13 protein-coding genes and 1 other annotated feature are annotated in these 12,259 nt (G+C 60.2%); of the genes, 6 read left to right on the top strand and 7 right to left on the bottom strand.

Features of this window, described 5'->3' with window-relative positions; translation table 11 throughout:
• Positions 1 to 20: 20 nt before the first annotated feature.
• The 4 genes from trpCF to KHA73_RS13190 are packed head-to-tail and all read right to left on the bottom strand — an operon-like array spanning position 21 to position 4,542.
• On the bottom strand, positions 21 to 1,382 hold the full coding sequence (gene trpCF / locus KHA73_RS13205; protein ID WP_234591268.1) for a bifunctional indole-3-glycerol-phosphate synthase TrpC/phosphoribosylanthranilate isomerase TrpF: 1,362 nt from the start codon (positions 1,380 to 1,382) through the stop codon (positions 21 to 23).
• Between the two features lie 3 nt (positions 1,383 to 1,385).
• Positions 1,386 to 2,384: an anthranilate phosphoribosyltransferase gene (trpD, locus tag KHA73_RS13200; RefSeq protein ID WP_234584782.1), complete on the bottom strand. Its 999-nt coding sequence runs from the start codon at positions 2,382 to 2,384 to the stop codon at positions 1,386 to 1,388.
• A gap of 14 nt (positions 2,385 to 2,398) precedes the next feature.
• Positions 2,399 to 2,980, bottom strand: coding sequence for a glutamine amidotransferase-related protein (locus tag KHA73_RS13195; RefSeq protein WP_234584781.1), 582 nt, complete (start codon positions 2,978 to 2,980; stop codon positions 2,399 to 2,401).
• Positions 2,980 to 4,542, bottom strand: coding sequence for an anthranilate synthase component 1 (locus KHA73_RS13190; RefSeq protein WP_234584779.1), 1,563 nt, complete (start codon positions 4,540 to 4,542; stop codon positions 2,980 to 2,982). Before KHA73_RS13190 ends, KHA73_RS13195 begins: the two co-directional genes overlap by 1 nt.
• 25 nt (positions 4,543 to 4,567) lie before the next feature.
• Positions 4,568 to 4,670, bottom strand: a sequence feature (Trp leader region).
• 245 nt (positions 4,671 to 4,915) lie between these two features.
• Here KHA73_RS13190 and rnm point away from each other — a divergent pair.
• The 5 genes from rnm to rluB all read left to right on the top strand — a co-directional run bounded on the left by rnm (position 4,916) and on the right by rluB (position 8,921).
• Entirely contained in the window at positions 4,916 to 5,794 is an 879-nt protein-coding gene (rnm, locus tag KHA73_RS13185) for an RNase RNM (RefSeq protein WP_234584777.1), read from the top strand.
• 47 nt (positions 5,795 to 5,841) lie between these two features.
• The gene (locus KHA73_RS13180) at positions 5,842 to 6,462 is read left to right on the top strand and encodes an L-threonylcarbamoyladenylate synthase (protein WP_234584775.1); all 621 of its coding nucleotides are present in this window, start codon (positions 5,842 to 5,844) and stop codon (positions 6,460 to 6,462) included.
• A 114-nt stretch (positions 6,463 to 6,576) separates the two neighbouring features.
• Positions 6,577 to 6,936, top strand: a complete 360-nt coding sequence (locus tag KHA73_RS13175; RefSeq protein WP_234584774.1) for a Rap1a/Tai family immunity protein — start codon at positions 6,577 to 6,579, stop codon at positions 6,934 to 6,936.
• A 149-nt stretch (positions 6,937 to 7,085) separates the two neighbouring features.
• Positions 7,086 to 7,883 (top strand): alpha/beta fold hydrolase, encoded by a 798-nt coding sequence (locus KHA73_RS13170; RefSeq protein ID WP_234584772.1) that lies wholly within the window; start codon positions 7,086 to 7,088, stop codon positions 7,881 to 7,883.
• A gap of 141 nt (positions 7,884 to 8,024) precedes the next feature.
• On the top strand, positions 8,025 to 8,921 hold the full coding sequence (gene rluB / locus KHA73_RS13165; RefSeq protein ID WP_234584770.1) for a 23S rRNA pseudouridine(2605) synthase RluB: 897 nt from the start codon (positions 8,025 to 8,027) through the stop codon (positions 8,919 to 8,921).
• A gap of 42 nt (positions 8,922 to 8,963) precedes the next feature.
• On the opposite strand, the gene cobO is transcribed toward rluB, so the two are convergent.
• A complete protein-coding gene (gene cobO / locus KHA73_RS13160; protein WP_234584769.1) occupies positions 8,964 to 9,554 on the bottom strand; it encodes a cob(I)yrinic acid a,c-diamide adenosyltransferase in 591 nt (196 codons plus the stop codon).
• An 11-nt stretch (positions 9,555 to 9,565) separates the two neighbouring features.
• Positions 9,566 to 10,327, bottom strand: a complete 762-nt coding sequence (locus KHA73_RS13155) for a YciK family oxidoreductase (protein WP_234584768.1) — start codon at positions 10,325 to 10,327, stop codon at positions 9,566 to 9,568.
• Positions 10,328 to 10,691: 364 nt separating this feature from the next.
• Here KHA73_RS13155 and sohB point away from each other — a divergent pair, with 364 nt between their 5' ends.
• The gene (sohB, locus tag KHA73_RS13150; protein ID WP_234584767.1) at positions 10,692 to 11,738 is read left to right on the top strand and encodes a protease SohB; all 1,047 of its coding nucleotides are present in this window, start codon (positions 10,692 to 10,694) and stop codon (positions 11,736 to 11,738) included.
• A 51-nt stretch (positions 11,739 to 11,789) separates the two neighbouring features.
• Here sohB and KHA73_RS13145 read toward each other — a convergent pair whose 3' ends face one another.
• A complete protein-coding gene (locus tag KHA73_RS13145) occupies positions 11,790 to 12,041 on the bottom strand; it encodes a YciN family protein (RefSeq protein ID WP_234584766.1) in 252 nt (83 codons plus the stop codon).
• Between the last annotated feature and the right edge of the window lie 218 nt (positions 12,042 to 12,259).

Genomic DNA, 12,259 nt, shown 5'->3' with positions numbered 1-12,259 from the left:
TTTAGGGTATAGAGTCGCATTCAGTAAGCGCGCAGGGTTTGGAACACCGCGGCCAGACGGGCGGCATCTTTGATGCCGGGCTGGCTTTCCACGCCGGAGTTAAAGTCCAGGCCGGCACAGCCGAGCTTGGCCGCTTCGACGCAGTTGTCAGCGCCCAGGCCGCCGGCCAGCATCACGTTGCCCAGATCTTCGCCCTGCAATAATGACCAGTCGAAACGTTGGCCAGTGCCGCCGGCGCCGTTGTCCAGCAGGAAACGATCGACGTGCTGCAGATCGCGCTCCGGCAGCTTATCTTTCACGCTCAGCGCTTTCCAGATTTGGCAGCCCGCCGGCAGACGGGCGCGCAGGGCGGTGATATAGGCCTGATCTTCGGCGCCGTGCAGCTGCACCGCCTGCAGACCGAGGCGCTCGACGGTTTTCACCACCGTGTCGACCTGCGCGTCGCAGAACACCCCGACGTATTTCAATGGCGCACCGGAGATCACCTCGCGAGCGCGGTTGATGTCTACATAGCGCGGTGAGCGGCCAACGAAGATCAGCCCGCCGTAGAGGGCGCCGGCCTGATAAGCGGCCGCGGCGTCCTGCGGCCGGGTCAGCCCGCAGACCTTGTTGTCGCCCAGGATCACCCGGCGCACCGCGGCGCGCAGGTCGGTTTCCGACATCAGCGCGCTGCCGATCAGGAAGCCGTTGGCGTAGTGGCTCAGTTCGCGGATCTGGCCGTAGTTGTTGATGCCCGATTCGCTAATCACCGTGACGCCGTGCGGCACGCGCGGCGCCAACTGGCGGGTACGGTCCAGATCGATGCTCAGGTCGCGCAGGTCACGGTTATTGATGCCGACCACGCGCGCTTCCAGGGCGATCGCCCGCTGCAGCTCTTCTTCGCTTATCACTTCGGTCAGCACGCCCATATTGAGGCTGTGCGCCACCGCCGCCAGCTGGCGATATTGATCGTCGTTCAGCACCGACAGCATCAACAGAATGGCGTCGGCCTGGTAGAAGCGCGCCAGGTAAATCTGATACGGATCGATAATAAAGTCTTTGCACAGCACCGGCTGAGTCACAGTTTTGCTGACCAGCGGCAGGAAATCGAAGCTGCCCTGGAAGTATTTTTCATCGGTCAATACCGAGATGGCCGAAGCGAAGTCTTTATACACCGCGGCGATTTCCACCGGGTCAAAGTTTTCGCGGATCAACCCTTTGGAGGGCGAGGCCTTTTTGCATTCAAGAATAAACGCCGTTCTGGTGCCCTGCAGCGCGTGGTAAAAGCCGCGTTCGCTCGGGACGATTTCGTTCTGAAAGCCGGCCAGTGGCTGTTGTTGTTGTCGTGCTGCGACCCATTGCGCTTTGTCACGAACAATCTTGTTGAGCACGGTTTCCTGCATCATTTATCCTCTTGCCGCCAGTGCGGTGACTCGCTCGTAAGCCTGCCCGCTGTGAATCACATCCAGTGCCTGCCGCGCATTTTGGCGCAGGTCTTCATGTCCGAATAACTTCAGCAGCAACGCCACGTTAGCGGCTACCGCTGCGGCGTGCGCCGGTTCGCCTTTACCTTGTAACAACCGTGCCAGAATGTCACGGTTTTCTTCCGGCGTGCCGCCCAGCAGCGCCTCCAGCGGGTAGGTTTCCAACCCGAAGGATTGTGGCGTCAGCTGGTAGCTGGTGATTTCGCCGTTGTTCAGTTCGGCCACGTGAGTCGGGGCGTGGATCGCCACCTCATCCATACCGCCGCCGTGCACCACCGCGGCGCGCCGGTAGCCCAACACCCGCAGGGTTTCGGCGATCGGCAGCACCAGCTCCGGGCTGTAAACGCCGATCAGCGCCAGCGGCGGGCGCGCCGGGTTGATCAACGGCCCCAGCACGTTGAACAGCGTGCGGGTCTTCAGCTGTTGGCGCACCGGCATCGCGTGGCGAAAACCGGTGTGATACTGCGGGGCAAACAGGAAGCAAACACCGAGATCGTCCAGCGCTTTACGCGCCTCTTCCGCCGGCAGATCCAGCCGGATGCCGAACGCCGCCAGCAGATCGGAAGATCCCGAACGGCTGGAGACGCTGCGGTTGCCGTGCTTGGCGATTTTCGCGCCGCAGGCCGCCGCGACAAAAGCGCTGGCGGTAGAAATATTGATGCTGTTGGTGCCGTCGCCGCCGGTGCCGACGATATCGGCGAACGGGTAGTCAGGGCGCGGGAATGGCTGAGCGTCGTCCAGCAACGCCATGGCGGCGCCGGCGATCTCTTCCGGGCGCTCGCCGCGGACTTTCATGCTGATCAACGCCGCCGCCAGTTGGCTCGGCTCCAGCTCACCGCGCACGATGGCGCTGAATAACTGCTGGCTTTCCTGCTGGCTCATCGACTCGGCGCGGTACAGCTTTTCAAGAATAGGTTGCATCGTCGTTTTCCTTATTACTGCGCCAGCGCCCAGGCCAGCGTCTGCTCAAGCAGGCGAGCGCCCTGGGTGGTCAGGATGGATTCCGGGTGGAACTGGAAGCCGCATACGCGATGCCGATCGTCGCGCACCGCCATCACCATCTCGCCAAAGCGGGCGTTGACGGTGAGTTCGGCCGGAATATTGCTGCCGACCAGCGAATGGTAACGCGCCACCGGCAGCGGGTTGGCCATGCCGGCAAACATGCCTTCGCCGTCGTGGGTAATCGCCGAGGCCTTGCCGTGCAGGATCTCGCCGGCCTGGCCGACGTGGCCGCCGTAGGCTTCGACAATCGCCTGGTGGCCGAGGCAAATGCCGATAATCGGCAGCTGGCCCCGCAGGCGCTGCAGCAGTTCCGGCATGCAGCCGGCCTCGGCAGGGGTTCCCGGGCCCGGCGACAGCATCAGCACCGGCTGTTCCATCTGTTGCAGGCGTTCAATAATCAGATCGGCGGCGATCTGGTTGCGGTAAATCACCACCTGATGGCCGCTGGCGCGCAGCTGATCGACCAGGTTGTAGGTAAAGGAATCGACGTTGTCGAGCAGTAAGATATCGGCCATCAGAACACCTCCCTGGCCTGATGCGCGGTGGCGATAGCGCGCAGCACGGCACGTGCTTTATTACGGGTTTCATCGGCTTCCGCCTGAGGAACAGAGTCCAGCACCACGCCGGCGCCGGCCTGCACGGTGGCGATGCCGTCTTCAACATACGCGGAGCGGATGACAATACAGGTATCGAGATCGCCGGTGGCGGTGAAATATCCCACCGCGCCGCCGTAGCTGCCGCGGCGTGAGCCTTCGGAGGCGGCGATCAGTTGCATCGCGCGCACTTTCGGCGCGCCGCTCAGGGTGCCCATGTTCATGCAGGCCTGGTAGGCGTGCAGCACATCGAGGTCTGCGCGCAGGGTGCCGACCACGCGCGACACCAGATGCATAACGAACGAGTAGCGATCCACTTTGGTCAGATCGGCCACGTAGCGGCTGCCGGCCTGGCAGATGCGCGCCAGATCGTTGCGCGCCAGATCGACCAGCATCAGATGTTCGGCCAGCTCTTTATGATCGGTGCGCATTTCCAACTCGATGCGGCTGTCCAGATCCAGATCCAGCGAGCCATCCTTGTTGCGCCCGCGCGGGCGGGTACCGGCGATCGGGTAGATTTCAATCTGGCGGTTGCCGGCGTCGTACTTCAGCGCGCTTTCCGGTGAAGCGCCGAACAGGGTGAATTCGTCATCCTGCATGAAGAACATGTACGGGCTCGGGTTGTTGTCCTTCAGCGTTTGATAAGCCGCCAGCGGCGCCGGGCACGGCAGCGAGAAGCGGCGCGACGGCACCACCTGGAAGATTTCGCCGTGGCGGATCGCCTCTTGCAGCTCGCTGACTACCGCGCCGTATTCTTCATCGCTCTGGTTGCAGCTCAGCTGCATGTCTTCCAGTTTCTGGTGCGGGATCGGCTGCGGAGTTTGCTTCAGTTGAGCCTGCAACTGCTCGAGGCGCTGCTGCAAACGCTGGGCTTCGGCTGGGGCGGCGGTGAAAACGCTGGCCTGCAGGCGGGCCGAGCCGCGTTGGTGGTCCAGCACCAGCAGCGTTTCCGCCAGATAAAAGCAGAAATCCGGGCAGCGTTGATCCTGACGCAGCGGCGGCAAGTCTTCGAACCCGGCCACCAGATCGTAGGCGAACAGCCCGCCGAGCATCACGGCTTCACGTTCGTCCGCCGGTGAGTCGACCAGCGTCAGCAGGGTGCGCAAGGCATCGAATACCGACAGCGAACGCAGGCGGGCATCTTCGTCCTGCACTGCATCGATCGGCGGGAAGGTCAGCTCGCGGCCATTGGGGCGAACCTGAATCAGCACTTCGGCCGGCAGCGCTTCGTCCAGCAGCGGCAACAGCGCTGCGCCGTTGGCGGTCAGCGCCTGCACGGTTACGCTGCGGCCCAGCGCGGTGATGCGCAGCGCGCTGTCGATCACCAGCAGGCTCTGCAGGTTTTGCTTGCTGTTGATTTCGGCCGACTCCAACAACAGCGTGGCCGGGCGTGCGCCGCACAGCTGGTGGAAAATGGTGGTGGGATCGCCCCGGTAGCTGGCTTGCGCCTTCAGCAGTTTGAGTTGTGGTTTCTGGTTCATCATCGGTGGTTCCAGTTAAATTTTGTCCATAAAAAAGCCCGCATCAGGGCGGGCTCAGGAAATCTGCATTGTCGGATGACAGGTATGCGCGATTACACCGCCCGCGAAAGGGAGGTACGCCACCAATGAAGAAGAGAAGTTGTTTGCTGGTTCATTTTTGCGCTCTCTCGTGATTATCATCCGACAGGGTAACTGCCGTGAACTTGTGTACTAGTTAACTGGTTCGCGGAAATAATGTCAACCCTCTTTTTGCACAATGTTTTAGCGGCAGAGGTGAATTCTGTTCATCATGCCCGCGCACGGCGGCAGAATAGATTTCCGTCCGGCCGTCGATAGCGGGTATGATAGAAAGCCAAGCCATTACCGGATATTTCTTTTGACAGACAGCAGCCCACAGCCTTCCGCCTTTACCCTGTACGATCTCCACAGCCACACCACTGCATCCGACGGCTATCTTACGCCGGCGCAGCTGGTGCAGCGCGCGGTAGAGATGCGCGTCGGCGTATTGGCGATCACCGACCACGACACCACCGAGGGTCTGGCCGCCGCTGCCGCTGCCATCGCCGAACTGGCGTTGCCGCTGCGCTTGGTGAACGGGGTGGAAATCTCGACGCTGTGGGAAAACCACGAGATCCACATTGTCGGATTGGGCATCGATATCGCGCAACCGGCGATGGTGCAGTTGCTGGCTGAACAGAGCGAGCGCCGTACCCGGCGGGCGCAAGAGATCGGCCTGCGGCTGGCGAAAGCGCGCATTCCGGACGCCTATGCCGGCGCGCAGCGACTGGCCGACGGCGGGGCGGTTACCCGCGGGCACTTTGCCCGTTATCTGGTGCAGCTCGGTGTGGCCGGCAACGTGGCGCAGGTGTTCAAGAAATACCTCGCCAAGGGCAAAACCGGCTATGTTCCGCCGCAGTGGTGTACAATAGAACAAGCCATTGATGTGATTCATCAATCCGGCGGGCAGGCGGTGATGGCGCACCCAGGCCGTTATGATCTGACGGCTAAATGGTTGAAGCGTCTGTTGGCCCACTTCGCCGAACAGGGCGGTGACGCCATGGAGGTCGCGCAATGCCAGCAGGCGCCGCATGAGCGTTCACAGCTGGCGAAATATGCGCAAGACTATCAATTATTGGCGTCGCAGGGTTCCGATTTTCACCAGCCCTGTTCGTGGATCGAACTGGGCCGCAAACTGTGGCTGCCAGGCGGCGTCGAACCGGTATGGCGCGACTGGCCGCAGCCCGAAACAGTTTGATTTAACGTGGGCGATGCCGCCCGCGCGCATCATTTTAGGAGCAAGTCATGAGTCAGCTTTTTTATATTCACCCGGACAACCCGCAACCGCGATTGATCAACCAGGCGGTAGACGTGTTGCGCAAGGGCGGCGTGATCGTTTATCCGACCGATTCCGGCTATGCGCTGGGTTGCAAGCTGGAAGAGAAGACGGCGATGGAGCGCATCTGCCGCATTCGCCAGTTGGACGGCAACCATAACTTCACGCTGATGTGCCGCGATCTTTCCGAGCTGTCGACCTATGCCTATGTCGACAACACCGCGTTTCGGTTGATTAAAAACAATACTCCGGGCAACTACACCTTTATTCTGAAAGCCACCAAGGAAGTGCCGCGCCGCCTGATGAACGACAAGCGTAAAACCATCGGTCTGCGCGTGCCGTCGAACCCGATCGCGCTGGCGCTGTTGGACGTGTTGAACGAACCCATGATGTCCACCACGCTGATGCTGCCGGGCAATGACTTTGCAGAATCCGATCCGGAAGAGATCGCCGAACACCTGGGCAAGCAGGTGGATCTGGTGATCCACGGCGGCTTCCTTGGCCAGCAGCCGACCACGGTGATCGACCTGACCGAATCGGCCCCCGAAGTGGTGCGCGAAGGGGCCGGCGACGCCGCGCCTTTCCGTTGATGTAAATTATTGCCGCCTTGCCCATTATCTGAAAAGTGGCTGACGCGAAGTTATTTGCCGCGAAAGCCGCTATCCTACAGTTTCCAGAATTGATAATGAGCAGGATGCGTGGCAATGATTAAACGGGTTTCTATTTTAGCGGCCTTATTATTTTCCTCTGCGGCCAGCGCGGGTTTTTATTCCGGCAGCGCCTTGCTGTCTGAGACCGGCGGCTATGTAAAAAATAAGAAGGGTGAAGCGACCGTTGCCGAAGCGCTCGATGGCGGCATGTTCATGGGCTACGTGGCCGGGGTGTTCGATACGTATTCGATGCAGGGCAACCGCAATATCTGCCCGGACGCCGGCATGAGCGTCGGCATGGCCGCCGACGCGGTGATGCAATACCTGAACGAACATCCCGAACAGCTTCATTATTCCGCTCCCTCGGTCATTATGCTGGCGTTAAGCGCCACCTATCCCTGCGTGCGCCATTAAGTTCTGTCCATTTAGTGCGCATTTTTTCTTAAGGTGCGCTCTTTATTGATTAGCACGAACTTCAATAGATAAAAATAAACAACGCTGGCAATTTACCCCGGCGCAGAGTCTCCGAACGGGTCGGAGCCGCGCGCCTATTGGAGGTCAATATGCCAGCGTTCCACTGTGCCAACGTCTTGCTCGACTATCAGGAGATCGGTGCGGGACCTTTAACTTTGGTGCTGCTTCCCGGTTGGTGTGAACCGAAAACCGTTTTTGAACCTTTTATCGAACAGGCGGCGGCGCGTTACCGGGTGATCAGCCTGGACTGGCGCGGGCACGGGCTGTCTTCGAAATATGCCGGCATGTCGCTGGCGGCGGACGATCTGCTGCAGGACGTCAGGCAACTGTTGGCTGCGCTGCAGGTGGAGCGTTTTGTTACGCTGTCGGTCGCGCACGCCAGTTGGATTGCGGTGGCGCTGGCGGAATCCATGCCGCAGCAGGTGCAGGGCATGCTGTTCCTCGATTGGATCATGACTCCGCCGGAACCGGCTTTCTTTCAGGCGATAAGCCGGATGCAGCAGCCGCAGGAGTGGCGGGCGGCGCGCGATGCGCTGTTTAGGCTCTGGCAGGGCGGCATCGAACATCCGCAGGTCAAGCATCATCTGACGGTAGAAATGGCTCAGGAAGATTACCGCCTGTGGCAGGCCGCCGGCGTGGCGATAGAACAAGCCTACCGACAGTATCATTCACCGCTGCAGCGCCTGGCGGGCCTGGGTTCGCCGCCGCCTTGCCGGCATATTTACTCGCTGGATCGCAGCGAAGACTACCTGCGGCGGCAGCAGGGGTTCGCCGCCGAACACCCGTTTTTTTCGGTGGTGCGCCTGGGCAATGCCCGCACGCATCTCGGCATCCTCGAACGCCCCGGATCGGTGCTGTGGGCGCTGGATGATTTCTTCACTTATTGAGCACGATAAAAGTGGGTTTCAACCCCATTGAAAGCCTGTATAATGCGCGGTTCGATCCAAGTAAACGTATTTTTACCGTTGCGGTATTGCGCCGCAAGGGTTATCCCCGACGCCTGTGAAGGCGACACTAGAGGCTGCTCAATGAGCGAGAAGTTACAGAAAGTTTTAGCGCGCGCCGGCCATGGCTCGCGTCGTGAAATCGAAACCATGATTGAAGCCGGCCGCGTCAGCGTCGACGGCAAGATCGCCAAGCTGGGCGATCGCGTTGAGGTGAATCCTGCGATGAAAATTCGTATGGATGGCCACGTGGTGTCGATCAAGGAATCCGAAGAGGCGGTTTGCCGCGTACTGGCCTATTACAAGCCGGAAGGCGAGCTCTGCACCCGCAGCGATCCCGAAGGCCGCCCAACGGTGTTCGATCGCCTGCCCAAGCTGCGCGGTTCTCGCTGGGTAGCGGTAGGGCGCCTGGACGTCAACACCTCCGGCCTGCTGCTGTTCACCACCGACGGTGAACTGGCCAACCGCCTGATGCACCCAAGCCGTGAAGTGGAGCGCGAATACGCGGTGCGCGTATTTGGCCAGATCGACGACGCCAAGGTGAAGCAGCTGAGCAAAGGCGTGCAGCTGGAAGACGGCCCGGCCGCTTTCCGCACCATCAGCTTCCAGGGCGGTGAAGGCCTGAACCAGTGGTATAACGTCACCCTGACCGAAGGCCGCAACCGTGAAGTGCGCCGCCTGTGGGAAGCGGTGGGCGTGCAGGTCAGCCGTCTGATCCGCGTACGCTACGGCGACATCGATCTGCCGAAGGGCCTGCCGCGCGGCGGCTGGACCGAGCTGGATCTGCCGGCGATCAACTACCTGCGCGAGCTGGTTGAGCTGAAGCCGGAAACGGTCAGCAAGATGCCGGTGGAGCGTGAGCGCCGCCGCGTGAAGGCCAACCAGATCCGTCGTGCGGTCAAGCGCCACACGCAGGTAGCCGGCAGCGGCCGCCGCAGCGCCGCGGGCAGCAAACCCGGCAAGCCGAGCAAACGCAGCTAAGCGTTATCCTCTGGCCCCATCCGGGGCCAGAGTCTTATCCCGTTACCAGTCGATACCCTGCTGCGCCTTGATGCCTGCGTCAAACGCGTGCTTCACCGGGCGCATTTCCGTCACCGTATCCGCCAGTTCCAATACATCGCGATGGCAACCGCGCCCGGTCACGATCACCGTCTGGTGCTCAGGGCGGCCGCGCAGCGCCTCCAGCAGCTCTTCCAGTTCAAGATAGCCGTAGGTCAGCATATAGGTCAGTTCGTCCAACAGCACCACGTCCAGGCTGCCGTCGGCCAGCATGCGTTTGCCGTGCTGCCACACAGCCTGGCAGGCGGCGGTGTCGGCGGCCTTGTTCTGCGTCTCCCAGGTGAAGCCGGTGGCCATCACCTGGAATTCGACGCCGTGCTGTTGCAGCAGGTTCTTCTCGCCATTGGGCCATTCGCCCTTGATGAATTGAATCACCCCGGCCCGCATGCCGTGGCCAACGGCGCGGGTGACGGTGCCGAATGCGGCAGTAGTTTTGCCTTTGCCATTGCCGGTAAACACCAGCAACAGGCCGCGCGTTTCCTGCGCGGCGGCGATGCGCGCATCCACCTGTTCTTTCAGGCGCTGCTGGCGTTGCTGGTGGCGATCTTCAGCCATGAAAAGGCTCCTTATTCGGCGGGGCCGGGTTTGCGGTTCGGTTGGGCGTCGAAGGTCATGCCGGTTTTGCGGCGGCTGTCGTCACCCATCAAATAAAGGTATAGCGGCATGATATCGGCCGGTGTTTTCAGCTTGTTCTTGTCTTCGTGCGGGAAAGCGGAAGCGCGCATTTTGGTGCGAGTTCCTCCTGGATTGATGCAATTTACCCGAAGATTACGGCTCTTATACTCATCGGCCAGCACCTGCATCATGCCCTCGGTGGCGAACTTGGACACCGCATAGGCGCCCCAGTTGGCGCGCCCGTTTCGGCCTACGCTGGAGCTGGTGAACACCAGCGAGCCGGCGTTGGCCTTCAGCAGCAGCGGCAACAACGCCTGGGTCAGCATAAAGGTGGCGTTGACGTTGACCTGCATCACCTCCTGCCACATGGTCATCGACAGCTCCGCCATCGGGGCGATATCCCCCAATAGCCCGGCGTTATGCAGCACGCCGTCGAGACGCGGGATCTGCGCAGCCAGCTGGCCGGCAATCTGTTGGCACTGTTCCTGCGTGGCGTGCAGCAGGTCCAGAGTCACGGTCAGCGCCGGGGCGCCGCCCTGTGCGGCAATCTCTGCCTGCACCGCCTGCAGCTTGCTCTCGGTACGGCCCAGCAGCACCAGTTGGGCGCCGAAGCGCGCATAGGTCAGCGCCGCTTCACGGCCGATGCCGTCGCCGGCGCCGGTCACCAGAATAATGCGTTGTTCGAGCAGGTCTTGTTTGGGTTGGTAGTGCACAGTAAATTCCTCGCGCCTGGGTGGCTTTTCTCCCGCTTGCATCGGGGAGAAAGGGTGAATTGCGCGGCCATGACGGGAGCCAAGGCTCGACCGCATCGCTGGGCCCCGCAGCGAATCTGTCTCATCATGTTGATGAATAATGCGTGTTATATGCCTTAAATGGATCGTATTTTCAATGATTAGCCGGCGGAATCGGCATTCTTTTGTAACAAAAGCGGAACGCCGGCGGCTTGGTTAAGCCCCAAATTACCCCCATAGTGCATTCTGAGGCAGAGGGAATTTTTATTTAGCCGCGACAGCAGCCGCTGAGCTTGGCTAAAATGAATGCGATGATACTAACAACCTGTAAATAAAGGCGGAATCTGTGGAGTTTATATCTGTTTACGGCCTGTTTCTGGCCAAGGTCGCCACTGTGGCGATCGCCATCGCCGCGCTGGCGGTGCTGGCAGTCAGTTTGGGGCAGCGCAAGAACCGCCAGAAGGGGGAGCTGCAGCTGACCGACCTGGGGGAGCAATACCGCGACATGCAGCGTGATATGCGCCTGGCGCGCATGGGCGAGGCGGAGCAAAAGATTTGGAGCAAGCAGTTCAAGAAGCAGACCAAAGCCGATGACAAGCTGAAAAAACAGCGCGCCAAATCCGGTGCGGTCGAGGTGACCAAGCCGTGCCTGTATGTGCTGGATTTTAAAGGCAGCATGGACGCCCACGAGGTAACTTCGCTGCGTGAGGAGATCTCGGCGGTGCTGGCGGTGGCCAGCGCGCAGGATGAGGTGCTGCTGCGGCTGGAAAGCCCGGGCGGCGTGGTGCATGGTTACGGTCTGGCGGCTTCGCAGCTGGAGCGTTTGCGCAAGGGCGGCATCCGCCTGACGGTTGCGGTCGACAAAGTCGCGGCCAGCGGCGGCTACATGATGGCCTGCGTGGCCGATCGCATCGTGGCGGCGCCGTTCGCCATCATCGGCTCGATCGGGGTGGTGGCGCAGATCCCGAATTTCCACCGCCTGTTGAAAAAGAACGATATCGACGTTGAATTGCATACCGCCGGGCAATTTAAGCGCACGCTGACGCTGTTTGGTGAGAATACCGAGCAGGGCCGCGAGAAATTCCGCGAAGATTTGAACGAAACGCATGAGCTGTTCAAGCAGTTCGTGCATCAGCAGCGGCCGTCGCTGGATATCGACAGCGTCGCCACCGGCGAGCATTGGTTCGGCACCCAGGCGAAAGACAAGGGACTGATCGATGCGATTGGCACCAGCGACGATCTGCTGATCGCCGAGATCGACAACCACGAAGTGATCGCGGTGCGCTATACGCGCCGCAAACGCCTGATGGATCGCTTCACCGGCAGCGCGGCGGAGAGCGTGGATCGTCTGCTGCTGCGCTGGTGGCAGCGTGGGGAAAAACCGCTGCTTTAAGCGCGGCGCGTAAAGCGACAACGGGGGCCTGGCGCCCCCGTTTTTTATTTTCTAATCGGCCAGGTGATATTTTTCCGAAAGCACATGGGCCAAATGCTTAAACATATTAAATACGGCGGTTGTTTTTGTGGTCGGCAATCCATCAGGATCTAAAAAGAATTCACCGCGAAAAACTAAAACGCTGCCTTTTTGTTCAACGTCGGTGGCGACCATGCCGTGCAGATAATCTTCATGCTGGCGAATGATGTTATTTGCTTCAGCGAGTAAAGCTTCACGGGCGATAGGTAAGGTATTAGTGCGCATTTATTACACTCCAAACATAAATTCTGTGCATATTCTAACGCCGGTTCGCATTTATCCGCAAACCGACTAAGGTTTATTTGCCGTCTGGATGGCCAGCGGGAACGGCCGATTGGCGAAATCTGTCTTTCCGTGCTAATTAGGTTGCGTGACGCTTTTTATCAGGTACAGTGTGGGATTTTGCGGCGTCGGGTGGAAGGTTTTGTTTACGCCATGAATGA

The organism is Serratia entomophila, from assembly GCF_021462285.1.
GTDB classification, from domain to species: Bacteria; Pseudomonadota; Gammaproteobacteria; order Enterobacterales; family Enterobacteriaceae; genus Serratia; species Serratia entomophila.
The sequence above is the reverse complement of the archived record's forward strand: the minus strand, read 5'-3'. Positions and strand labels throughout refer to the sequence as shown.

What these genes read in the sequence shown, in the direction of transcription:
- KHA73_RS13175 (WP_234584774.1), top strand. Translation starts at nt 6,577, where the DNA reads ATGATTAAACGGGTTTCTATTTTAGCGGCCTTATTATTTTCCTCTGCG.
- KHA73_RS13190 (WP_234584779.1), bottom strand. Translation starts at nt 4,542, where the DNA reads ATGATGAACCAGAAACCACAACTCAAACTGCTGAAGGCGCAAGCCAGC.
- rluB (WP_234584770.1), top strand. Translation starts at nt 8,025, where the DNA reads ATGAGCGAGAAGTTACAGAAAGTTTTAGCGCGCGCCGGCCATGGCTCG.
- trpD (WP_234584782.1), bottom strand. Translation starts at nt 2,384, where the DNA reads ATGCAACCTATTCTTGAAAAGCTGTACCGCGCCGAGTCGATGAGCCAG.
- cobO (WP_234584769.1), bottom strand. Translation starts at nt 9,554, where the DNA reads ATGGCTGAAGATCGCCACCAGCAACGCCAGCAGCGCCTGAAAGAACAG.
- KHA73_RS13170 (WP_234584772.1), top strand. Translation starts at nt 7,086, where the DNA reads ATGCCAGCGTTCCACTGTGCCAACGTCTTGCTCGACTATCAGGAGATC.
- KHA73_RS13180 (WP_234584775.1), top strand. Translation starts at nt 5,842, where the DNA reads ATGAGTCAGCTTTTTTATATTCACCCGGACAACCCGCAACCGCGATTG.
- KHA73_RS13145 (WP_234584766.1), bottom strand. Translation starts at nt 12,041, where the DNA reads ATGCGCACTAATACCTTACCTATCGCCCGTGAAGCTTTACTCGCTGAA.
- trpCF (WP_234591268.1), bottom strand. Translation starts at nt 1,382, where the DNA reads ATGCAGGAAACCGTGCTCAACAAGATTGTTCGTGACAAAGCGCAATGG.
- KHA73_RS13195 (WP_234584781.1), bottom strand. Translation starts at nt 2,980, where the DNA reads ATGGCCGATATCTTACTGCTCGACAACGTCGATTCCTTTACCTACAAC.